Origin of the sequence: Micromonospora sp. PLK6-60 (assembly GCF_019890675.1) — a bacterium.
Lineage (GTDB): Bacteria > Actinomycetota > Actinomycetes > Mycobacteriales > Micromonosporaceae > Micromonospora.
Genome location: NZ_JAIOAA010000003.1, coordinates 268412 through 290462, shown reverse-complemented (window position 1 = coordinate 290462; position 22051 = coordinate 268412). Strand labels below are relative to the sequence as shown.

Below are 22051 nucleotides of genomic sequence, written 5' to 3'. Positions count from 1 at the left end.
GGTTCCGGCGACCCGAAGGAACCGAGGGCCACGATGAACACGGCGACCAAGCTGAGCGGCTTCGCCCTCGGCCTCGCGGCGGTGTTCGGCGCGGCGTACGGGGCCGGTCAGCTGACCGACCCCGTCACCCCCGCCGCCGAGACCCGCCACGACCCGACCGACTCCGGCGGCGGCCACGACTCCGGCGGCCACGACTCCGGTGGTGCCACCACCGACAACCACCTCCCCGGCGGGCTGCTCGTCTCCGACCGGGGCTACACGATGCAACCGGTGAGCGCCCCGGCCGGGGAGTTCGCCTTCCGGATCGCCGGCCCCGACGGCCGGCCGGTCACCCGCTACGACGTGGCGCACGACAAGCGGATGCACCTGATCGTCGCCCGCCGCGACCTCTCCGGCTTCCGGCATGTGCACCCGGAGCTGGCCGGCGACGGCACCTGGCGGGTCGCCTCGCCGCTGGCCGGGCCCGGCGTCTGGCGGGCCTTCGCCGACTTCACGCCCACCGGCGCCGAGCCGCTGACGCTCGGCGTCGACGTCACCGTCGCCGGCGCCCTGGCGCCCCGGCCGTTGCCGGCCCCGGCCACCACGGCCACCGTCGACGGCTACACGGTCACCCTGAGCGGCACACCGCAGCCGGGCCGCACCAGCGAGTTGACCGTGCGGGTCAGCCGGGACGGGCAGCCGGTCACCGACCTCCAGCCCTACCTGGGCGCGTACGGTCACCTCGTCGCGTTGCGCCAGGGCGACCTGGCGTACCTGCACGTGCACCCGCACGGCGAGCCCGGCGACGGCCGGACCCCGGCCGGACCGGAGGTGACCTTCTCCGCCGAGGTGCCCTCGGCCGGCACCTACCGGCTCTACCTGGACTTCCGGCACGGCGACGCGGTGCACACCGCGGAGTTCACCGTGGTGGCCGGCGACCCGGGCACCCCGGCGACCGACGCGCCGCCCGCCCCCGCGCCGACCCCCGAAGCCGGACACGGCAGCCCGGGCCACGGGCACAACTGACGCCGAGGAGGTGCCGCGATGAACACGACCGCGAAGTCCCTGCCGGTCGCCCCGAACGTGATCGAGCTGGCGATCGGCGGGATGACCTGCGCGTCCTGCGCCGCCCGGATCGAGAAGAAGCTCAACCGGATGGACGGCGTGCAGGCGTCGGTCAACTACGCCACCGAGAAGGCCACCGTCCGGTACTCCGACGAGGTCACCCCGGACGCGCTGATCGCCACGGTGGAGCAGACCGGCTACACCGCCGTGCTACCGCCGCCGCCCACCCCGGCCGGGGCGGCCGGGTCGACCGCCGCACCGGTGGACGAGCTGCGCGGCCTGCGTACCCGGCTGTGGGTGTCGGTGGCGCTGACCGTGCCGGTGGTCCTGCTGGCGATGGTGCCGGCCTGGCAGTTCGACTACTGGCAGTGGCTGTCGCTGACGCTGGCCGCCCCGGTGGTGGTCTACGGCGGCCTGCCGTTCCACCGCGCCGCGTGGGTCAACCTCCGGCACGGCGCGGCCACCATGGACACCCTGGTCTCGCTCGGCACCGTGGCGGCGTTCGGCTGGTCGGTGTGGGCGCTCTTCCTCGGCGACGCGGGGATGCCGGGGATGACCCACCCGTTCAGCTTCGCCATCGTCTCCGACGGCGGCGCCGGCAACATCTATCTGGAGGCCGCCGCCGGGGTGACCACGTTCATCCTGGCCGGCCGCTACTTCGAGGCCCGGTCCAAGCGGACCGCCGGTGCCGCGCTGCGGGCCCTGCTGGAGCTGGGCGCCAAGGACGTCGCGGTGCTGCGCGGCGGCGTGGAGACCCGGATCCCGGTCGACCAGCTCGCGGTGGGGGACCGGTTCGTGGTGCGCCCCGGCGAGAAGGTCGCCACCGACGGCGTGGTCGACGAGGGCACCTCGGCGATCGACGCCAGCATGCTGACCGGCGAGTCGGTGCCGGTCGAGGTCGGGCCGGGCGACACCGTGGTCGGCGCCACCGTCAACGCCGGCGGCCGGCTGGTGGTCACCGCCACCCGGGTCGGCGCGGACACCCAGCTCGCCCAGATGGCGAAGCTGGTGGAGGAGGCGCAGACCGGCAAGGCCGCCGTGCAGCGCCTCGCCGACCGGATCTCCGGCGTCTTCGTGCCGATCGTCATCGCGCTGGCCGCCGGCACGCTCGGGTGGTGGCTGGGCACCGGGTCCGGCCCGACCGCCGCGTTCACCGCGGCCGTCGCCGTGCTGATCATCGCCTGCCCGTGCGCCCTGGGGCTGGCCACGCCGACCGCGCTGCTGGTCGGCACCGGCCGGGGCGCCCAGCTCGGCATCCTGATCAAGGGCCCGGAGGTGCTGGAGTCGACCCGCCGGGCCGACACCGTGGTGCTGGACAAGACCGGCACCGTCACCACCGGGAAGATGACCCTGGTCGACGTGCTCCCCGCCACCGGCGAGGACCGGGTCGAGCTGCTCCGGCTGGCCGGCGCGGTGGAGGCCGGCTCCGAGCACCCGATCGCCCGGGCCGTCGCGGCGGGCGCCGCCGACGCGGGCGAGCTGCCGCCGGTCACCGGCTTCGCCAACGCCGAGGGGCTCGGCGTCACCGGTCGGGTGGCCGGCCGGGAGGTGGCCGTCGGCCGGCTCCGGCTGCTGCGGGAGCGGGGTCTGGACGTACCCGACGAGGTCGCGCGGGCGGTGACCGACGCGCAGGGCGCCGGGCGGACGGCCGTGGTGGCCGGCTGGGACGGCCGGGCCCGGGGCGTCCTCGCGGTGGCCGACGTGGTCAAGCCGACCAGCCGGGCGGCGGTCGACGGGCTGCGCCGGCTGGGCCTGACCCCGGTCCTGCTCACCGGCGACAACGCCACCGTGGCCGAGGCGGTCGGCGCCGAGCTGCGCATCGACCGGGTGATCGCCGAGGTGCTGCCGGCGGAGAAGGTGGACGTGGTCAAGCGGCTCCAGGCCGAGGGGCGGACGGTCGCCATGGTCGGTGACGGGGTCAACGACGCCGCCGCGCTGGCCCAGGCCGACCTGGGCCTGGCGATGGGCACCGGCACCGACGTGGCGATCGAGGCGTCCGACCTGACCCTGGTCCGGGGCGACCTGACCGCGGCGGTGGACGCCATCCGGCTCTCCCGGCGCACCCTGACGGTCATCAAGGGCAACCTGTTCTGGGCGTTCGCCTACAACGTGGCCGCCCTGCCGCTGGCCGCCGCCGGTCTGCTCAACCCGATGATCGCCGGCGCGGCGATGGCGTTCTCGTCGGTCTTCGTGGTGGCCAACAGCCTCCGGCTGCGCCGCTTCCGGCCGGTGGCCGATGACACTGTGTGAGGAATTGGGCGAGGTTGGGGTTTTCCGGCTCGGGCCCCGGGGTACCTCAGGCATGTAGCGAAAGCGCCGAAGAGGAGGCTCGACATGGGGTTCGACGACAAGATCGACAACACCGCCGAGAACACCGCGGGCAAGGTCAAGGAGGGCGTCGGCCGGGCGACCGACGACGAGCGCCTCGAGGCCGAGGGCCGCAACGACCAGGCCAGCGCCAAGCTCAAGCAGGCCGGCGAGAAGATCAAGGACGCCTTCAAGAGCTGACCGTACGCCTCGTCGACACCGGACCGGCCGCTGGCCGGTCCGGTGTCGCGCGTCCGGCGTCCCGGCGCACCCGACCTGGCCGGTAGCGCATCGGAGTTGATCGAATGATGACGCGGGCCGGTGCGGGTGCGGAGCGTGATCGGGTTACCGTCGCCAGGGACGTGTCCCACCCGGCGGCCGGCTCGTTGCCAGGACGACACCCCGCCACGGACCGCTGAGGTGTGGCGCGGGTGCGGGAGAGCCGGGCCGCACTCCACGCCGACCCGTGCCGTCCCCGGACGGCCGACGACCGAACGGGGAAGTCGATGACCCGCACCTCGACCAGCGCCCTCGCCCTGGCGGCGGTCGCCGCCCTCACCGCCGGCTGCCAGGGCACCGCCGACACACCGGCGAGCGCGCCGACCGGCGCCACGGCCAGCGCGGCGGAGGCCACCGGCACCCCGACCGTCGCGCCGAGCCCCAGCGCCTCGCCGCGCCCGGTCACCGCCGTCAACACCGCCGAGGTCTGCCGCAAGGTCGACCAGCTGATCATCGAGGGCAGTAGGCGGATCGCCGCCGACTCGGCCGCCGCGACCAAGAACGAGCTGACCCCGGAGCAGGTCGAGGCGCAGCTCAAGGAGAACCTCGCCGGGCTGGCCGACGACGTACGCGGCCAGGCCGGGAAGGCACGGAACCCGGAGATCAGGGCGCTGCTCACCGACACCGCGAAGCGGATCGACGCCGGCGCTCAGTCCACCGACCCGGTCAAGTGGATGAGCGCCACCTTCGTGGCGATCCCCCCACGGCTGATGAAGGAGTGCCGGGCCTGACCCGCCGGGTGATCCTCATCGGCCGGTGGTCAGCCGGGCGGCCCGCAGCTCCAGGTAGCGCCGCTCCGGCAGGCTGGTGGTCCCCCGCGCCGCCGCCAGGTACGCCGCCCGCGCCGGACCGCGCTCCCCGGCCAGCTCCAGCAGGTGCCCCCGGACGGCGGCCAGCCGGTGATGGCCGGCGGTGCGCTCGTCGGCGTCCAGCGGCGCCAGCAGGGCCAGTCCGGCGCGCGGACCGTCCACCATGGCCACCGCCACCGCCCGGTTCAGGGTGACCATCGGGTTGGGCGCCAGCACGCCCAGCAGGCGGTAGAGCGCGACGATCTGCCGCCAGTCGGTCTCCGCCGCCGACCCGGCCTCGGCGTGCACCGCGGCGATCGCCGCCTGGATCTGGTACGGCCCGGGCGGCGACCAGGTCAGCGCCTCGGCCACCAGGGCCGCCCCCTCGGCGATCGCCGCCCGGTCCCAGCGAGCGCGGTCCTGCTCGGCCAGCGGCACCAGCTCACCCGCCGGCCCGGTACGCGCCGCCCGGTGCGCGTCGGTGAGCAGCATCAACGCCAGCAGCCCGGTCACCTCGCCGTCGTCCGGCAGCAGCCGGCGCAGCTCCCGGGCCAGCCGGATCGCCTCCCCGGTCAGCTCCGAGCGGCGCAGGTGCGGGCCGCTGGACGCGGTGTAGCCCTCGTTGAAGATCAGATAGAGCACCTGCCGCACCGCGCGCAGCCGCTCGTCCCGCTCGGCCGGCCCGGGCAGGGTGAACCGGGCACCGGCCGCCTCGATCCGCTGCTTGGCCCGGCGGATCCGCTGGCTCATCGTCGCCTCCGGCACCAGGAACGCCCGGGCGATCTCGGCGGTGCTCAACCCGCCCACCGCCCGCAGCGTCAGGGCGATCTGCGCGGGTGGGTTCAGGGCCGGATGGCAGCAGAGGAAGAGCAGCCGCAGGGTGTCGTCGCCGGCCGGGGCCTCCTCGTCCGGCGGCGGGGCGACCGCCGCGTACGCCGGCTCCCGAACGGCCACCGCGACCTCGCGCTCCCGGCGGGCGCGCTCGCTGCGCCACTCGTCGGTGAGCCGCCGGCCGGCGACGGTGACCAGCCAGGACCGGGGGTGCTCCGGCACCCCCTCGGCCGGCCACCGGGTCGCGGCGGCCAGCAGCGCCTCCTGCACCGCGTCCTCGGCGGCGTGGAACTGGCCGTGCCGGCGGACGAGGATGCCGAGAACCTGCGGCGCGAGCCCACGCAGCAGGTCCTCGACGGCCCCGGGTGAGCTCACATCTCCGCCCCGGCCTCGTCCATCACCGGTCGGACCTCCAGCACCCCGATGCCGCGCCGGACGTCCGGCCAGCCGGCGGCGATCTCGGCGGCCCGCTCCGGCGTATCGCAGTCGACCATCAGGTAGCCGGCGAACTGCTCCTTGCTCTCCAGGAACGGGCCGTCGGTGACCTCCGGCCGGCCGCCGACGAGCCGGGCGGTCCGGGTCTGCGACGGGTCGGCCAGCGCCTGCCCGCCGACCAGCTCACCCGAGGCGGTCAGCTCCTTCATGACCTCGTCGACCTCGCCCCAGATCTCGTTGCGCTCCTGCTCGGACAGGCTCTCCACGAAACCCGGACGGTTCCAGATCAGCAGCATGTACTTCACGACGGCACTCCTCGCGTACGGGGCCACCCGGTCGTGGCGCCTCTCGGTGAGTGGTCGGAACCGGGGCGGCGTTCCCGACATCATCGCGGAGGAAATCGCCGCCGCTCGTCGCGCGCGCCGGTCAGCGGCGGCCGCGTACCGGACGGCGGGCGGCGTCCGGGCGCAGCGAGGCCCGGTCGGCGGCGGCGGTGCCGGACGACCAGCCCTCCGCGTCCCGCACCGTGAGCCGGCCCCGGGTGGTGCCGGGAAAGAGGGTGTCCAGCCGCTGCCGGACCGCGTCCGACCGGGCGGCCAGCACCGGCAGCAGCCGGTCGGCGCCGGCCTCGGTGGCGGCCCGGTTCGCCGCCTCGGCGGCCTCCCGCAGCCGCTCGCCGATGCGCAGCGCGAACGCGTTGAGGAACGACTCGTCGTACGCCTTCGTGCGGCGGCTGCCGCCGGTCGAACGCCGCTCGCCGCGCCCGCGCAGCATCGCCGCGGTCGCCTGCACCAGCAGCGAGGTGTAGAGCAACTCGACGGCGGCCAGGTCGGCCGGATAGCCGAGCACGGTGGCGAAGCCCAGGTCGTCGGACCAGACCGACTCGCACCGGTTCGCCGCCGCCACCTCCTGCACCAGCAGGGCCTTCGCCCCCGGATAGGGCGCCTCGGTGGCCAGCCGGAGCCCGCCGGGCTGGCCGGGCCGCTCGGCGGTGTCGTCGAGCAGCGCCTGGTCGATGCTGTGCCGGGCCATCAGCTCCTGCGCCTTGCCGGTCAACGCCTCCGCCTCCGCCGGGAAGGTGGTCGACTCGGCCTTGGCCAGCAGCGCGCGTACCCGGTCCAGCATCGGCGAGCCGGTCCGTGGGGCGCCGGCCCGGGTGGCCCCCGCCGGGGCGCCGGGCGGCGGGCGCAGCACCGCGATCGGTGGCAGCGACTCCAGCAGCACCAGGGCGTCCACCGCGTCCCGCAGCGCGGTGATCCGGTCCACGCCGGCGCCGCCGGCCCACCGGTCCAGCCAGTCGCCGTCCGGCGGCCCGCCCCAGCCGGCGAGCTGCTCGTCGAACCAGCCCGGCACCGGGCCGGGCAGCTCGGCGCGCTGGGCGACGGCCGCGTCCCGGACCAGTCGCGCGGCCCGCGGGTCGAGCCGCCGGGCGGCGATCCGGTCCAGGTCGACCGGTTGCCAGCCACGCGGCCACAGCCGGCCGACCACGCCGGTCAGCCGGGCCCGCAGCGCCGACCGCACCGCGTCGGGCTCGCCGACCACCAGCCGGTCCAGGGCCCGCTCCGCGGCGCGTACGTCCGCGGCACGCGCCGCCGTCACGGCCTCGCGGACCAGAACGTCACCGTCCGGCACGACTGTCCCCTTCGCGGTGCTCCTCGCGTCGGCCCGGCGGGCCGCTCACCGGCGGAACGGTACCGCCGCCGGCCCGACCACCGCCCCCGTACCGGCCGCCCGGGGGCGGCGAGGTGGCGCAACTCTCCCGTCCGGCGGCGGTCCGGCCGGCCGGGGGAATACTGGACGGATGGAGAGCGCCCGGCCCCGCCTGCTGCTGGTCGAGGACGACCGCGCGCTGACCGCGCTGCTGGCCGACCTGCTGACCGAGGAGGGGTACGCCGTCGACGTGGCCGGGGACGGGCACCGCGGCCTGCATCTGGCGCTGACCCGGGACTACCAGGTGCTGGTGGTGGACCGGGGGCTGCCCGCCCTGGACGGGTTGGAACTGGTGGCCCGGTTGCGCGGGCGCGGGATGACCTGCCCGGTGCTGCTGCTCACCGCCCGGGGCGCGGTGCAGGACCGGGTCGCCGGGCTGGACGCCGGGGCGGAGGACTACCTGGTCAAGCCCTTCGAGGTGACCGAGTTGCTGGCCCGGCTGCGGGCGCTGCGCCGGCGGCACCCGGAGTCGGCGGGCTGGCTGCCGGTGGGGCATCGGCGGCTGGACGTGGCGAACCGGCGGGTGTGTGACGGCGGCGCGGAGATCCCGCTCTCCGCCCGGGAGTTCGCCGTGCTGCACGCCCTGGCCGGCCGCCCGACGTAGGTGTTCACCCGGGCCGAACTGCTCAGCGCCGCCTTCGACCGGGCGGACGCCCCCGGCACCGTCGACGCCTGCGTGCACCACCTGCGCCGCAAGCTCGGCCGGCAGGTGGTCCGTACCGTGCACGGCCTGGGCTACCGGCTCGGCGCGGAGTGAGGCCGGGTTGGACGAGGCTCGGCTGATCCGTGCCCGCCGGCGCAGCGTGGCCCAGACGGTGGCCGCGATCGCCGCGGTGCTGCTGCTGGTCGGCGGGCTGACGTTCGTCCTCACCGGCCGGGCGGGGTCCCGGGCGCTCGACGCGGAGTTGCGCCAGGTCCTCACCCAGGCGGAGGACGTGGATGACCCGCCGCCCGGCGACCACCTGGCCCGGCTGCCCGCGGGCGGGGGTGCGCCGGAGATCACCCCGGGCGCGCCACCGGAGGTGGTCCGGGTCCTCGACGGCGCGGTCCGGCGGTCGCCGGCCCGGTACGACACCGACGCGGGCGACGACCGGCCGGTCCGGGTGCTGATCGCCCGGCGGGCCGACGGCAGCGTCTGGGCGGTCGCCGCCGACCTGCGCCCGCTGCGCGACGAGCGGCGGCAGCTGGCCGGTGCCCTGCTGCTGGCCGGGGCCGCCGGGCTGGCCGGCGCGCTGGCCGTGGCGGCGCTGCTGGCCCGGCGGGCGGTGGCGCCGCTGGCCACCGCGCTCACCCTGCAACGCCGGTTCGTCGCGGACGCCTCGCACGAGCTGCGCACCCCGCTCACCGTGCTGCACACCCGGGCGCAACTACTGGCCCGCCGGGCCCGCGCCCGGCCGGCCGGGGCGCTCGCCGACGAGTTGGCACAGCTGGTGGCGGACACCCGGGCGCTGGGCGACGTGGTGGAGGACCTGCTCGTCTCCGCCGCCGCCGAGCAGCAGCCGCTGCCGGAGACGGTGGTGGACCTGGCCGAGGTGGCCCGGGCGGTGGTGGCCGGCATGCGCGGCTACGCGGCCGAGCGGGACGTCGAGCTGCTCGTCGAGACGGCCGACGCGGCCCCGGTACGCGGTGCCGGCACGGCCCTGCGTCGGGCGCTGACCGCCCTGGTCGACAACGCGATCGGGCACGTACCGGCCGGCGGTTGGGTGCGGGTGGCGGTGCGCCGGGAGGACGGCCTGGTCCGGGCCCGGGTCGCCGACAACGGGGTGGGGCTCGACCCCGCCGACGCGGAGCGGCTCTTCGCCCGGTTCGCGCACGGCACGTCCGGCGCGGGCCGCCGCTTCGGCCTCGGCCTGGCGCTGGTGCAGCACGTGGCGCGGGCGCACCGGGGCACCGTCGAGGTGGCCGGCGCGCCGGGCGAGGGCGCGACCTTCACGCTGGCGCTGCCCGCCGCCTGACCGGCCGTGGCACTGTGCCGCCGTGCCGCCGTGCCGCCGTGGTGCTGTGCCGCCGTGGTGCTGTGGCGTTGTTCGGCCGTGGGGCCGTGGCGGGCCGAGCGGCGTCGGGTCGCGACCGCCCGGGGCCGGCCGGCCAAGAAATTCGCAAGAAACGGCGGCCAGGGTGGGTGGCGGACAACCACCGGACCGAGGAGTCATCCGTGTTCGACACCGTCAACGGACTGCCGCTGCATCCGCTCGTGGTGCACGCCGTCGTCGTACTCCTGCCGCTGGCCGCGCTCGGCGTGCTCGCGCTCGCGGTCCGCCCGGCCTGGCGCGGCCGGTTCGGGGTCCTGGTCGTGGCGGTCGCCGCCCTCGCCACCGCCGCGATCCCGCTGGCCACCGAGAGCGGGGAGAGCCTGGAGCACCGGGTGGGCGACCCCGGCCGGCACGCCGAGCTCGGTGACACCCTGCTCTGGTACGCCCTGCCGCTGCTGGTCGTGGCGCTGGGGCTGGTCCTGCTGCATCGCCGGGCCGTCCGCAGGGGTGACGGGCGGCGCCCGGCGACGCTGGGCGTGGTGGTCGCCGTGCTGGCGGTGGTGGTCGCGGCGGCGAACCTGGTGCAGGTCTACCGGGTGGGCGAGTCGGGCGCGAAGGCGGTCTGGGGCGACACCCCCGCGGCGCAGCAGCGCCCCGGCGGCGGGGACGACTGACCCGGCGGCTCAGGGGCGGGGGAAGGTGGCCCAGATATGCTTCGAGGTGTCGGTGGCGTACCAGCCGACATCGAGGGAGAACGCGCGGGCGAGTTGCAGGCCCCGGCCGCCGGAGCCGAGCGGCCGGGTGTCGGCCATCTCCGGCGTGGTGGACAGGTCGTGGTCGGCGACGTCGAGCACGAAGCAATCCGCCGCCTCCAGCAGCCGGACCGTGGTCGGTGGCAGGCCGTGCACCAGCGCGTTGGTGGCCAGCTCGGTGGCGACCAGGACGACCTGCTCGGGGATGTGGTCCAGCTCCTCGCCCTCCTTGAGCACGCGGCCGGTCAGCGCCTTGTGCAGGGAGGCGCGCAGGCCGCGCAGCTCCGCCCCGCTGGTCAGCTCCCAGCGCTGGATCTCGGTGGCTGCCGGCGGGGGCGGCGACGTCCGCAGTTCACCCATGATCTGTTCTTACCCCTCGTGGTCGCCCGCCACACCGGTACCCGGACCCGGGTGCGCACGTTCCGTCACCCCGGTCCGGGGCCGCCCCCGGCGGGGTAGGCGCGGGTCTCGGCGGCCTTGACCGCCGCCCAGACCGCCTGACCGGGCACCAGACGCAGCTGCGCCGCGGCGGCCGGCGTGACGTCGGCCGCCACCCCGAGCGGGCCGTCGAGCTGGATCCGCAGGTTGTCGCCGTGCCGCTGGACCCCGACCACGGTGGCCGGCCAGGTGTTGCGCGGGCTGCCGTCGGGCCGCCCGGCGTGCAGCGCGACGGCGGCCGGCGGGAAGGCGACGAAGGCGTCCCCGGTCACCCGGTCGGCCGTGGTCAGGGCCAGCCCCGCCCCGACCCGGACGGTGTGCCCCTCGCCCCGGCCCCGGTGCAGGTTGAGCCCGACCAGATGGGCGACGTAGTCGGTGCGCGGCCGGGCGGTCACGGTGGCGGCGTCGCCCTCCTGCACCACCCGGCCCGCCTCGACGATCACCAGCCGGTCGGCCAGCACCAGCGCGTCGAGCGGGTCGTGGGTGACCAGCAGCGCGGCGTTGCGGTGTGCGGTGAGGTGCCGGTGCAGTTCGGTACGCGTCTCCAGCCGGGTCCGCGCGTCCAGCGCGGCGAGCGGCTCGTCGAGCAGCAGCAGCGCCGGGTCGACGGCGAGCGCCCGGGCCAGCGCCACCCGCTGCGCCTGGCCGCCGGAGAGCTGGCGGGGCCGGCGGCGGGCGTACCCGTCGAGGCCCACCCGGTCCAGCCAGTCCGCCGCCCGGGCCCGCGCGGCCCGCCGGTCCAGCCCGTGCCGGCGCGGGCCGAAGGCCACGTTGTCGAGCGCGTTCAGGTGCGGGAAGAGCAGGTGGTCCTGGAACACCACGCCGATCCGGCGGCGCTCCGGCGGGACGAAGAGGCGCCGGTCGGGCCGGTCCAGGTCCACCCCGGCCACGGTGACGTGGCCGGCGGTGAGCGGATGCAGCCCGGCCAGCACCCGCAGCGCGGTGGTCTTGCCGGCGCCGTTCGGGCCGAGCAGCGCGACCACCTCGCCGGCGGCGATCCGCAGCCGCACGTCCAGCTCGAAGGCGTGCTGGTCGGCGACCAGGTGGGCGTCGAGCAGCGGCCGGTCGGCGCTCACCGGCCGGCCATCCGGCGGTTGCTCGGCGGCGCTCACGGGCCGGCCATCCGGCGGTCGCTCGGCGGCCCTCGTGGGCCGGTGGCCGCGCGGTTGCTCGGCGGCGCTCACGGGCCGGTGACCCAGCGGTCGCGGAGCGCGGCCAGGATGCCCACCGACACGGTGAGCAGGATCAGGCTCAGCACGACGGCGGCCTGCAGATCGGTCTCCAGGGCCAGATAGACGGCGAGCGGCATGGTCTGGGTCCGGCCCGGATAGTTGCCGGCGAAGGTGATGGTGGCGCCGAACTCGCCAAGCGCCCGGGCCCAGCAGAGCACCGCCCCCGCGACGACCCCGGGAGCCACCAGGGGCAGGGTGACGTGGGTGAAGGTGGTCCAGCGGCCGGCGCCGAGGGTCGCGGCGGCCTCCTCGTACCGGCGGTCGGCGCCGCGCAGCGCGCCCTCCACGGCGATGACCAGGAACGGCATCGCCACGAACGACTCGGCGACTACCACCCCGGTGGTGCTGAACGGCAGGGTGATCCCGAACGTGGCGTCCAGCCAGCCGCCGAGCAGGCCGCGCCGGCCGAAGACCAGCAGCAGCGCCACGCCGCCGACCACGGGCGGCAGCACCAGCGGGACGGTGACCAGCGCCCGGACCAGTCGCCGGCCGGGGAAGTCGACCCGGGCCAGCAGCCAGGCCAGCGGCACCCCGAGCAGCAGGCAGAGCAGGGTGGCCAGGGTCGCGGTCTGCACGGACAGGCGCAGCGCGGTGAGCACGCCCGGTGCGGTGAGCCGCTGCGGCAGCGTCGTCCACGGCGCCCGGGCCAGCAGCCCGACCAGCGGCAGGACCAGGAAGAGCAGGCCCAGCCCGGCCGGCACCAGCAGCGCGAGGGGCAGCCGCCCGGCCGCCGCCCGCCGCCGGGCCGCGTCGGACCGCCGGACGGTGCCGGGCGCGACGGTCATCCGACCGGGGGCGGCTGGAAACCGGCGTCGGTGAGGACCGCCCGGCCGGCGTCGGAGCGGACGTACGCGACGAACGCCCGCGCCCCGGCCGGGTTTCCGGCGGCCGTCAGCACCACGATCGGGTAGTCGTTGACCGCGCCGGCCGACTCGGGGAACTCCACCGCGGTCAGCTCGGGGGTGGCCCGCACGTCGGTGCGGTAGACCAGGGCGGCGTCGACCTCGCCCAGCTTCACCTTGGCCAGCGCGCCCTTGACGTCCTGCTCCAGGGTGACCGGGGTGAGGCGTACGCCGCTGTTGTCGAGGGCCTTGCCGGCCGCCTCGCCGCACGGCACCTGCGGGGCGCAGAGCGCCACCTTGGTGCCCGGTCGGATCAGGTCGGCCAGCCCGGTGACCCGCTCCGGGTTCTCCTTCGGCACGGCGATCACCAGCTGGTTGCGGACGAAGACGGCCGGCTCCCCGGCGGCGTCGCCCGCCTCGGTCACCGTACGCATCGGGCCGGGCGCGGCCGAGGCGAACACGTCGGCCGGCGCGCCCTGGGTGATCTGGGTGGCCAGCGCCGAGCTGCCGGCGAAGTTGAAGGTGACCCGGGTGCCCGGGTGTGCGGCCTCGAACTGCCGGCCCAGCGTGCCGAACGACTCGGTCAGCGACGCCGCGGCGAACACCGTGACGGTGCCCCGGACGGTGTCGGTGTCGGCGCCGGACGACGGGTCGTCGGCGCCCCCGCAGCCGGCCAGGGCCAGCACGGCGAGGGCGGCCACGGCGGCCGGCAGCCTACGGGGAGGTCTCATCAGCCGCTCCTCTGCTGACCGGGGGTCGGGGCGCGCTCCACCACCACGGTGGTCGACTTGATCACGGCGACGGCCACCGAGCCGACCCGCAGGTCCAGCTCGTCCACCGCCTCGCGGCTCATCAGGGACACCACCCGGAACGGGCCGGCCTGGATGTCGACCTGCGCCATCACCGTGTCCTTGACGACGGCGGTGACGATGCCGCGCAGCCGGTTGCGGGCCGAGGACCGCCCGGTGCCCTCCGGGTCGGCCGCGCCGGCCCGGACGAAGGCGGCCAGGTCGGCCCCGCCGATCACCCGGTGCCCGTGGTCGTCCCGGCTGGCCGGGAGGCGGCCGGCGTCGACCCAGCGCCGCACCGTGTCGGTGCTGACGCCCAGCAGCTCGGCGGCCTCGCCGATCCGGAATGCGGACACTCCGCCAGCCTAGTGCTTGCATCTGCCCGCGTAAAAGGCGCTCCCAGCTCGCACTTGCGGCTGGGATGTAAGGAGGGGCCCCTTATTAACAGACGTCTGTTAATAAGGGGCCCCTCCTTACATCCTGGCGCGGTGTGGGGGCGGGTGCCTACGGTGTCCCCGTGGTGAGCGGGCCGGCGGTGCGACCGTGGTTGGTGGACGGTGCGCTGGTGCTCGCGGTGTTCGCCGCCGCCGAGCTGGCCATCGCGACCGGGCACGAGGTCGAGGCCACCCCCCGCGACTGGCTCGCCTACGCGCTCGGGTTGGCGATGGCCGCGCCGCTGCTGCTGCGCCGGCGCTACCCGCTGATCGTGCTCTACCTGGTCACGCTGGCCCTGTTGCTCTTCTACGCGCTGGGCTACCCGGGCTTCCCGCCGGCGTTGGTGCTCGCCGCGCCGCTGTACTTCGCCACTCTCGCCGGCCACCTGTGGCCGGTGATCCCGGTGCCGGTGTTCTTCCTCGCCGTCGGCGGCGCGGTGAGCGTCCACCACGGGTTTCCGCCGCTGGAGTTGGTCGCCCTCTTCCTGCCCCAGGCCGCCGTCCTGGCGGTGGCGATGCTGCTGGGCGCCCTGGTCCGCAGCCGCCGGGCGTACGCCGCCGAGGTGCGGCACCGGCTGGCGCAGGGGGAGCGGGAACGCGAACTGGAGGCGGAACGGCGGGTGGCCGAGGAGCGGTTGCGGATCGCCCGGGAGGTGCACGACACGGTGGGGCACGCCATCGCCACCATCACCGTGCAGTCTGCGGCGGCGTTGCACCTGCTCGACCGGGATCCGGCGCGGGCCAGGGAGGCGCTGACCGCGATCCGGGGCACCGGCAAGGCGGCCCTGGCCGAGCTGCGCACCACCCTGGAGGTGCTGCGCGGGGACGCGGACACCCCGGCCGCCGACCGGGACGTGGGCCTGCACCGGCTGCCCGACCTGCTGGCAGCGGTCCGCGCCGCCGGCCTGCGGATCGAGTTCGACAGCGACGCGGACGGGCTGCGGCTGGCCGATCCGGTCGACCACGCGGCGTACCGGATCCTCCAGGAGTCGCTGACCAACGTGCTGCGGCACGCCGGGCCGCAGGCCCGCGCGGAGGTTCGGCTGCGCGCCGCGCCGGAGACGTTGACCATCGAGGTCGGCGACGACGGGGTGGGCGGGGGCGCGGCCGGCGGCGGGCGCGGGCTGGCCGGGATGCGGGAGCGCGCGCGGGCGCTGGGCGGGAGCTTCGACGCGGGCCCCGGCCCGGACGGCGGCTTCCGGGTACGGGCCGCACTGCCGAGGGGGACGACGTGATCCGGGTACTGCTCGCCGACGACCAGGGTCTGGTCCGGGCCGGGCTGCGCGCGTTGCTGGACTCCGCCGGCGACCTGGCGGTGGTGGGCGAGGCGGCCAACGGCGGGACGGCCGTCGCACTGGCCCGGGAGCTGCGGCCGGACGTGGTGCTGATGGACATCCGGATGCCGGACGTGGACGGGGTGACCGCCACCCGGCGGATCACCGAGGACCCGCGGCTGTCCGCGGTGCGGGTGGTGATGCTGACGACCTTCGTCGAGGAGGAGGACGTCTTCGCCGCGTTGCGCTCGGGTGCGAGCGGGTTCCTGGTGAAGGACGCCGAGCCGGAGGAACTGGTGCAGGCGGTCCGGGTCGTCGCCCGCGGGGACGCCCTGCTCTCGCCCGCGGTCACCCGGGCGGTGATCCGGCGTTCGGTGGGCGCCGCGGCCCGACCGACCGGGCCGCGCCGGGAGCCACCGGAGGTCGCCGCGCTGACCGCCCGGGAGCGGGAGGTGGTCCGGCTGGTCGCGGAGGGGTTGAGCAACGACGACATCGCCGCCCGGCTGGTGGTCAGCCCGCTGACCGCGAAGACGCACGTCTCCCGGGCGATGACCAAGGTCGGGGCCCGGGACCGCGCCCAACTGGTGGTGGTCGCGTACCAGAGCGGGCTGGCCACCGCCGACGGCTACTCCCCGGGGAGTACGTCCCGGTAGTAGCCGGCCGGGTCGGGTGCCTGCGCCGGCAGGACGCCCGGAGCCCGTACCCGGACGAGCATCGGCGTCATGGAAACGTCCTGGCTCTCCCGGCTCGCCGCCCTCTGTCACCGGCGCCGGCTCACCGTGCTCGCCGGTTGGCTCGTCGTGGCGGTGGCCGGGGTCCTCCTGGCCGCCCAGTACGGCGGTCCCACCTCCGACGACTTCAACACCGGGGCGACCCAGTCCGGCGTCGCCCAACGGCTGGTCGAGGAGCACTTCCCCGAGTTCACCAACGACGCGGTCACCCTCGCCGTACGCTCCGACGCCCCGGTCGACGACCCGGCGGTGCGGGAGCGGGTGACCCGGGTGGTCGAGGCGCTCGGCTCGGCCGAGCACGTGGCCGCGGTCACCTCCCCGTACGACGGGCCGGGGCAGATCTCGGCCGACCGGCACACCGCGTACGCCGTGGCGGCCCTGACCGTGCCCAGCGGTGAGATGCCGGTGGCCGAGACCGCGAAGCTGCTGGACACCATACGGGCGGCCACCGGGGACGGGGTGACCTTCGCACTCGCCGGCGGGGCCGTCGACGCGGTGGAGACGCCCGGTGGCGGGCCGGCCGACGCGGTGGGGCTGGCCGTCGCGGCGGTGGTGCTGCTGCTGGCGTTCGGCTCGGTCTTCGCGATGGCGGTGCCGATCGTCACCGCCGTCTTCGGGATCGCGGTCGGCCTGTCGGCGATGCAGCTGCTGCAACACCTGTTCCCCACGCCCGGCTTCGCCGCCGTGCTGGCCACCATGATCGGGCTGGGCGTGGGCATCGACTACGCGCTGTTCATCGTGACCCGCTACCGGGAGGCGCTGGCCACCGGCCGTACTCCCGCCGAGGCGGTGGTGGCGGCGGCCGGCACGGCCGGTCGGGCGGTGCTCTTCGCGGGCGGCACGGTGGTGGTGGGTCTGTGCGGCCTGCTCCTGACCGACCTGGGCTTCCTGCGCGGCGTCGCGGTCGGCTCGGCGGTCACCGTGGCGGTCACCATGCTCGCCGCGGTGACCCTGCTGCCGGCGCTGCTCGGCCTGCTCGGGCACCGGATCGACCGGCTCTCGGTGCACCGGCGGGCGGCTTCGGCCAACCCGTGGTCGGCCCGCTGGGCCGGGGCGGTCGGCCGGCACCCCGTGCCGGCGACGCTGCTGGCCGCGCTGGCGCTGCTGGTGCTGGCCGCGCCGGCGCTGGGCCTGCGGCTGGGCAGCCCGGACGCCAGCACCCAGCCCCGGGACACCAGCGCCTACCAGGCGCACCGCCTGCTCGCCGAGGGTTTCGGCGCCGGCTTCGACGCGACGCTCTCGGTGGTGGTCCGGCTGCCCGAGGGCGATCCGGCGCGGGTCGCCGCGCGGATCACCGGGCAACCCGGGGTGGCGTCGGTGAGCCCGGCGCGGCGCAGCGCGGACGGGGCGGTGGCCGTCCTCGCCGTCCAACCGACCACCGGCACCCAGGACCCGGCCACCATCGACCTGGTGCACCGGCTGCGCGCGGCGGTCGCCGGCCAACCGGCGTACGTGGGCGGCGCGGCCGCCGCCACCATCGACTTCGCCGAGCTGACCCGGGACCGGCTGCCCGTGGTGATCGTGGTGGTCGTCGGGTTGTCCCTGCTGCTGCTCCTGGTGATCTTCCGGTCGGTGCTGCTCGCCCTGAAGGCCGGCCTGCTCAACCTGCTCTCCATCGGCGCCTCGTTCGGGGTGCTGGTCGCCGTGGTGCAGTGGGGTTGGCTGGGTGAGGTGCTCAACTTCCCGACCGCGATGCCGGTGACCGCCTGGGTGCCGCTGATCATGTTCCCGCTGCTGTTCGGGCTCTCCATGGACTACGAGGTCTTCCTGGTCTCCCGGATCCGGGAGGCGTACGACGTGATGGGCGACACCCGGCGGGCGGTCCAGGCGGGGTTGGCGGGCAGCGCCCGGGTGATCAGCGCCGCCGCGGCCATCATGATCGCGGTGTTCCTCTCGGTGATGCTCGGCGCCGACCTCGGGGTCAAGCAGCTCGGCCTCGGCCTGGCCGTGGCGGTGTTCGTGGACGCGACGATCGTCCGGCTGGTGCTGCTGCCGGCGTCGATGGAGCTGCTCGGCCGGTTCAACTGGTGGCTGCCCGGCTGGCTGGACCGGGCACTGCCGGCCGTACGCCTGGAGGGCGCCCCGGCGCCCGCACCGGAGCTGAGCTGACCGGCTGAAAGGAGGGGGCCCTTATTAACAGACGTCTGTTAATAAGGGCCCCCTCCTTTCAGGGGTTCCCACCAGGCGCGGTTCTCCCGGTACCAGCGGACGGTGTCGGCGAGGCCGGCGTCGAAGGGGACCCGCGGCGCGTACCCCAGCTCTTCGCTGATCTTGGTGCTGTCCAGCGAGTAGCGGCGGTCGTGGCCCTTGCGGTCCGCCACCCGCCGGACCCGGTCCCAGTCGGCGCCGCACGCGGCGAGCAGCCGCCCGGTGAGCTCCCGGTTGGTCAGCTCGATGCTGCCGCCGACGTGGTAGACCTCGCCGGGGCGCCCCCGCTCCAGCACCAGCTGCACACCCCGGCAGTGGTCGTCGACGTGCACCCAGTCCCGCACGTGCTCGCCGTCGCCGTAGAGCGGCACCTGCCGGCCGTCGAGCAGGTCGGTCACGAAGCGCGGGATCAGCTTCTCGGGGAACTGGTAGGGCCCGTAGTTGTTGGCGCAGCGGGTGATCACCACGTCCAGGCCGTGGGTCCGGTGCGCGGCGCGGACCAGCAGGTCCCCGCCGGCCTTCGAGGCCGCGTACGGGGAGTTCGGGGCGAGCGGTTGGGTCTCCCGCCAGGAACCGGCGTCGATCGAGCCGTACACCTCGTCGGTGGAGACGTGCACGAACCGGCCGATCCGGTGCCGTACCGCCGCGTCGAGCAGGCACTGGGTGCCCAGCACGTTGGTGCTGACGAACGGCGTCGCGTCGATGATCGACCGGTCGACGTGCGACTCGGCCGCGAAGTGCACGACCACGTCGTGGCCGGGGAGGAGGTCGTCCAGCAGCGCGGTGTCGCGGATGTCGCCCCGGACGAAGGTCAGCCCCGGCCGGTCGGCGACCGGGGCCAGGTTCTCCCGGCAGCCGGCGTAGGAGAGCGCGTCTAGCGCGGTCACCCGGGCGTCCCGGCAGCCCGGGTAGCCCCCGGTCAACAGGGTACGGACGTAGTGGGACCCGATGAACCCGGCGGCGCCGGTGACGAGGACTCGCACACGCCGGAGCCTAGGTCATCCGCGGGCCCGCCGATCCCATCCCAACTGGTGGTCGGCTTTTGACCCTGGCCAGGCGCTCGGCCACTATTGGCCCAGAATGTAGACACGTAATCCACACTGTGAGATGAGGACCGTGGCCGAGAGAACGCTTGTCGAACGCATCTGGGCGGAGCACGTGATCGAGGGTGCCGGTGAGGAACTGATCTTCATCGACATGCACCTGATCCACGAGATCACCTCTCCTCAGGCGTTCGAGGGGCTTCGCGAGTCGGGGCGGCCGGTCCGCCGGCCCGACCTGACCGTGGCCACCGCCGACCACGACGTGCCGACCAGCAGCCGGCAGGTCCCGCTCGCCGACGAGATCGGCCGGCGGCAGCTCATGCTCCAGATCCGCAACTGCCGCGAGTTCGGCATCGAGCTGCACCCGATGAACAGCCTCGGCCAGGGCATCGTGCACGTCATCGGGCCGCACATGGGCCTCACCTTGCCCGGCATGACCATCGTCTGCGGCGACAGCCACACCGCCACCCACGGCGCCTTCGGCGCGGTGGCCTTCGGCATCGGCACCAGCCAGGTGGAGCACGTGCTGGCCACCCAGACGCTGCGGATGGCCAAGCCCAAGAGCATGCTGGTCCGGCTGACCGGCACCATCTCGCCGCAGGCCACCGCGAAGGACGTGGCGCTGGCGGTGATCCGCGCGATCGGCACCGACGGCGGCACCGGCCACCTGATCGAGTTCCAGGGCCCGGTGATCGACGCGATGAGCATGGAGGGCCGGATGACCCTCTGCAACATGGCGATCGAGGCCGGCGCCCGCAGCGGCCTGATCGCGCCGGACGAGACCACCTTCGCGTACCTCCAGGGACGGGAGCGGGTGCCCGCCGGGGCGGACTGGGAGCGGGCGAAGGCCGAGTGGGCCACCTACCGCAGCGCCCCGGACGCCGTCTTCGACACGGTGGTCGAGCTCGACCTGGACGGGCTGGGCCCGCAGGTGACCTGGGGGACCAACCCGGGGCAGACCATCGACATCGACGGCGCGGTGCCGGACCCGTCCACCATCACCGACCCGGGGGCCCGGGACGCCGCCACCCGCGCGCTGGACTACATGGGGTTGCGGCCGGGTCAGCGGATCGCCGACATCCCGATCCGGACGGTCTTCATCGGCTCCTGCACCAACGGCCGGCTGGAGGACCTGCGGGCCGCCGCCGACGTGGTCAAGGGCCGGGCGGTCGCCGAGGGGATCACCGCGCTGGTGGTGCCGGGCTCGGAGCAGATCAAGCGGCAGGCCGAGGCCGAGGGGCTGGACGCGGTCTTCACCGCCGCCGGCTTCCAGTGGCGCAACCCGGGCTGCTCGATGTGCATCGCCATGAACGGCGACGTGGTGGAGCCGGGCACCCACGCGGCCTCCACCTCCAACCGCAACTTCGAGGGGCGGCAGGGCCCGGGCGCCCGTACCCATCTCGTCTCGCCGCGGGTCGCGGCCGCCACCGCCATCTCCGGCCGTCTCACCGCCGCCGCGGTCGACTGAGAGGGGACCTCGTCATGGACAAGATCGAGACCATCACCGGCACCGCCGTGCCGCTGGACGCCTCCGACGTCGACACCGACCAGATCATCCCCGCCGTGTGGATGAAGCGGGTCGAGCGCACCGGCTTCCAGGACGGCCTGTTCCAGAAGTGGCGCCGCGACCCCGGCTTCGTGCTCAACCAGCCGGAGCGCGAGGGCGCCACGATCCTTGTCGCCGGCCCCAACTTCGGCTGCGGGTCGTCCCGCGAGCACGCGCCGTGGGCGCTGCGCGACTACGGCTTCAAGGCGATCATCGCGCCGAGCTTCGCCGACATCTTCCGCAACAACCTGCCCAACATCGGCCTGGTGCCGGTCACCCTGGACCCGTCGTCCTGCCGGCGGGTGCTGGACGCGGTGACCAAGGACGCCAGCGCGCCGGTCACGGTCGACCTGCTCGCCCGGACGGTCACCTGCGCGGCGGCCGGGGTGGTCGACGTCCCGTTCGAGATCGAGGAGGGGGCGCGGTACCGGCTGACCAACGGCAAGGACCTGATCGACCTCGCGCTCGACCTCGACGAGCAGATCCGCCGGCACGAGGAGCGCCGCCCGTTCTGGATGCCCCGCACCAACGGCCAGGTCGAGTCCCCGTTCGAACTCTCCGGCGTCGAGCAGTAGCACAGCCATCCGCCCCCGACCGGGGCAGTCAGCACGAGAAGCGAGGTTGATCTTTCATGACCACCACCGTGGCCCGGGTACAGTGGCCGGGCTCCGCGCCGGACGAGGCCGTGCACGCGCTGGCCGCCGAGGGCGGGCTGGTCGTGGCCGCGACGAAGGTCGGCTACATCCTGATGACCACCGACGGCGCCGGCCTGGAGCGCAAGTTCGACGCCAAGCAGCGCCGCCGGGACAAGCCGGGCGTGGTGCTCTGCGCCGACCTGGCGCAGCTCCAGGAGCTGGCCGTGCTCAACGACGAGATCCTGCGCTTCTACACCACCCACTGGGAGCAGGACGTCCTGCTCGGCTGCATCCTGCCGTGGCGGGAGGAGGCCAAGGCGCTGATCCCCGACCCGACGGCGCACGAGCTGGTGATGGACTCCCGGGGCACCAGCTGCTTCGTGATCCGGTTCGGGCGGCCGGCCGAGCAGCTGGTGGAGCGGATGTGGGCGTCGCGCACGCTCACCTTCGCCAGCTCCGCCAACCCGTCCGGGGTGGGCAACAAGGGCCGGGTCGACGGGATCGGCGCGCGGATCGAGGGGGAGGCGGACTTCATCCTCGCCGCCGACGACTACGTCGCCTCCATCCAGCCCGACAAGGACGAGCACAGCCGGCACGAGCAGGGCGTGATGGTCTCCATGGTGGACTCCGCCGGGGAGCTGGTGCCGGAGCAGCACGGCCAGCGGTCGGTCACCCCCTGCCCGGTGCTGATCCGCCGCGGCCTGGACTGCGACCGCATCATGGAAAACCTGGCCCAGACCTTCCCGTCCTGGGACTACCGCCACGGCCAGTACTACTGAGGTGTAAGGAGGGGCCCCTTATTAACAGACGTCTGTTAATAA

General features: G+C 75.2%; 23 protein-coding genes. 14 read left to right on the top strand and 9 right to left on the bottom strand.

Annotation, left to right across the window (positions count from 1 at the left end; translation table 11 throughout):
* Positions 1–33: 33 nt before the first annotated feature.
* From K7640_RS07645 to K7640_RS07630, 4 genes are all read left to right on the top strand, one after another.
* On the top strand, positions 34–1005 hold the full coding sequence (locus K7640_RS07645; protein ID WP_222954003.1) for a hypothetical protein: 972 nt from the start codon (positions 34–36) through the stop codon (positions 1003–1005).
* 18 nt (positions 1006–1023) lie between these two features.
* Positions 1024–3294: a cation-translocating P-type ATPase gene (locus tag K7640_RS07640; protein ID WP_222954002.1), complete on the top strand. Its 2271-nt coding sequence runs from the start codon at positions 1024–1026 to the stop codon at positions 3292–3294.
* A gap of 84 nt (positions 3295–3378) precedes the next feature.
* Complete coding sequence (locus K7640_RS07635; RefSeq protein ID WP_222954001.1) at positions 3379–3552, top strand: CsbD family protein; 174 nt, start codon at positions 3379–3381, stop codon at positions 3550–3552.
* 305 nt (positions 3553–3857) lie between these two features.
* Entirely contained in the window at positions 3858–4361 is a 504-nt protein-coding gene (locus K7640_RS07630) for a hypothetical protein (protein WP_222954000.1), read from the top strand.
* A 15-nt stretch (positions 4362–4376) separates the two neighbouring features.
* Here K7640_RS07630 and K7640_RS07625 read toward each other — a convergent pair whose 3' ends face one another.
* The 3 genes from K7640_RS07625 to K7640_RS30540 form a co-directional block, all read right to left on the bottom strand.
* Positions 4377–5624, bottom strand: a complete 1248-nt coding sequence (locus K7640_RS07625) for an RNA polymerase sigma factor (protein ID WP_222953999.1) — start codon at positions 5622–5624, stop codon at positions 4377–4379.
* Positions 5621–5980, bottom strand: a complete 360-nt coding sequence (locus K7640_RS07620; RefSeq protein WP_255608486.1) for a YciI family protein — start codon at positions 5978–5980, stop codon at positions 5621–5623. Before K7640_RS07620 ends, K7640_RS07625 begins: the two co-directional genes overlap by 4 nt.
* A 130-nt stretch (positions 5981–6110) precedes the next feature.
* A complete protein-coding gene (locus tag K7640_RS30540) occupies positions 6111–7316 on the bottom strand; it encodes a DUF2786 domain-containing protein (protein WP_308042484.1) in 1206 nt (401 codons plus the stop codon).
* Positions 7317–7485: 169 nt separating this feature from the next.
* Between K7640_RS30540 and K7640_RS07610 the strand changes: the two genes are divergently transcribed.
* The 4 genes from K7640_RS07610 (at position 7486) to K7640_RS07600 (ending at position 10041) form a co-directional block, all read left to right on the top strand.
* Positions 7486–7998, top strand: a complete 513-nt coding sequence (locus tag K7640_RS07610; RefSeq protein ID WP_255608366.1) for a response regulator — start codon at positions 7486–7488, stop codon at positions 7996–7998.
* Positions 7999–8151 carry a winged helix-turn-helix domain-containing protein gene (locus tag K7640_RS30025; protein WP_308042483.1) on the top strand — a complete coding sequence of 51 codons (153 nt, stop codon included), beginning with the start codon at positions 7999–8001 and terminating at the stop codon, positions 8149–8151.
* 7 nt (positions 8152–8158) lie between these two features.
* Positions 8159–9349: a cell wall metabolism sensor histidine kinase WalK gene (locus K7640_RS07605; RefSeq protein ID WP_222953997.1), complete on the top strand. Its 1191-nt coding sequence runs from the start codon at positions 8159–8161 to the stop codon at positions 9347–9349.
* Between the two features lie 200 nt (positions 9350–9549).
* Positions 9550–10041 (top strand): DUF2231 domain-containing protein, encoded by a 492-nt coding sequence (locus tag K7640_RS07600; RefSeq protein WP_222953996.1) that lies wholly within the window; start codon positions 9550–9552, stop codon positions 10039–10041.
* A gap of 9 nt (positions 10042–10050) precedes the next feature.
* Here the strand turns inward: K7640_RS07600 and K7640_RS07595 are convergent, their stop codons facing one another.
* The 5 genes from K7640_RS07595 to K7640_RS07575 form a co-directional block, all read right to left on the bottom strand.
* The gene (locus K7640_RS07595) at positions 10051–10479 is read right to left on the bottom strand and encodes an ATP-binding protein (protein WP_222953995.1); all 429 of its coding nucleotides are present in this window, start codon (positions 10477–10479) and stop codon (positions 10051–10053) included.
* A 65-nt stretch (positions 10480–10544) separates the two neighbouring features.
* Positions 10545–11633, bottom strand: coding sequence for an ABC transporter ATP-binding protein (locus K7640_RS07590; RefSeq protein ID WP_222953994.1), 1089 nt, complete (start codon positions 11631–11633; stop codon positions 10545–10547).
* Between the two features lie 104 nt (positions 11634–11737).
* Complete coding sequence (locus K7640_RS07585; protein ID WP_222953993.1) at positions 11738–12574, bottom strand: ABC transporter permease; 837 nt, start codon at positions 12572–12574, stop codon at positions 11738–11740.
* The gene (gene modA / locus K7640_RS07580) at positions 12571–13362 is read right to left on the bottom strand and encodes a molybdate ABC transporter substrate-binding protein (protein WP_222953992.1); all 792 of its coding nucleotides are present in this window, start codon (positions 13360–13362) and stop codon (positions 12571–12573) included. The genes K7640_RS07585 and modA overlap by 4 nt, the downstream gene beginning before the upstream one ends.
* Entirely contained in the window at positions 13362–13775 is a 414-nt protein-coding gene (locus K7640_RS07575; RefSeq protein ID WP_222953991.1) for a molybdopterin-binding protein, read from the bottom strand. The genes modA and K7640_RS07575 overlap by 1 nt, the downstream gene beginning before the upstream one ends.
* Positions 13776–13936: 161 nt before the next feature.
* Here K7640_RS07575 and K7640_RS30745 point away from each other — a divergent pair, with 161 nt between their 5' ends.
* From K7640_RS30745 to K7640_RS07560, 3 genes are all read left to right on the top strand, one after another.
* Entirely contained in the window at positions 13937–15088 is a 1152-nt protein-coding gene (locus tag K7640_RS30745) for a histidine kinase (RefSeq protein ID WP_222953990.1), read from the top strand.
* Positions 15085–15780: a response regulator transcription factor gene (locus K7640_RS07565; RefSeq protein ID WP_222953989.1), complete on the top strand. Its 696-nt coding sequence runs from the start codon at positions 15085–15087 to the stop codon at positions 15778–15780. The genes K7640_RS30745 and K7640_RS07565 overlap by 4 nt, the downstream gene beginning before the upstream one ends.
* A 69-nt stretch (positions 15781–15849) precedes the next feature.
* A complete protein-coding gene (locus K7640_RS07560) occupies positions 15850–17967 on the top strand; it encodes an MMPL family transporter (RefSeq protein ID WP_222953988.1) in 2118 nt (705 codons plus the stop codon).
* 38 nt (positions 17968–18005) lie between these two features.
* Here the strand turns inward: K7640_RS07560 and rfbB are convergent, their stop codons facing one another.
* Positions 18006–18989, bottom strand: a complete 984-nt coding sequence (rfbB, locus tag K7640_RS07555; RefSeq protein ID WP_222953987.1) for a dTDP-glucose 4,6-dehydratase — start codon at positions 18987–18989, stop codon at positions 18006–18008.
* 124 nt (positions 18990–19113) lie between these two features.
* Between rfbB and leuC the strand changes: the two genes are divergently transcribed.
* Genes leuC through K7640_RS07540 form a run of 3 tightly spaced genes read left to right on the top strand, consistent with a single transcriptional unit; the run spans position 19114 to position 22009 of the window.
* Positions 19114–20517, top strand: a complete 1404-nt coding sequence (gene leuC, locus K7640_RS07550) for a 3-isopropylmalate dehydratase large subunit (protein WP_222953986.1) — start codon at positions 19114–19116, stop codon at positions 20515–20517.
* A gap of 14 nt (positions 20518–20531) precedes the next feature.
* Positions 20532–21170: a 3-isopropylmalate dehydratase small subunit gene (gene leuD / locus K7640_RS07545; RefSeq protein ID WP_222953985.1), complete on the top strand. Its 639-nt coding sequence runs from the start codon at positions 20532–20534 to the stop codon at positions 21168–21170.
* A 56-nt stretch (positions 21171–21226) separates the two neighbouring features.
* Positions 21227–22009: an L-threonylcarbamoyladenylate synthase gene (locus tag K7640_RS07540; protein ID WP_222953984.1), complete on the top strand. Its 783-nt coding sequence runs from the start codon at positions 21227–21229 to the stop codon at positions 22007–22009.
* Positions 22010–22051 lie beyond the last annotated feature (42 nt).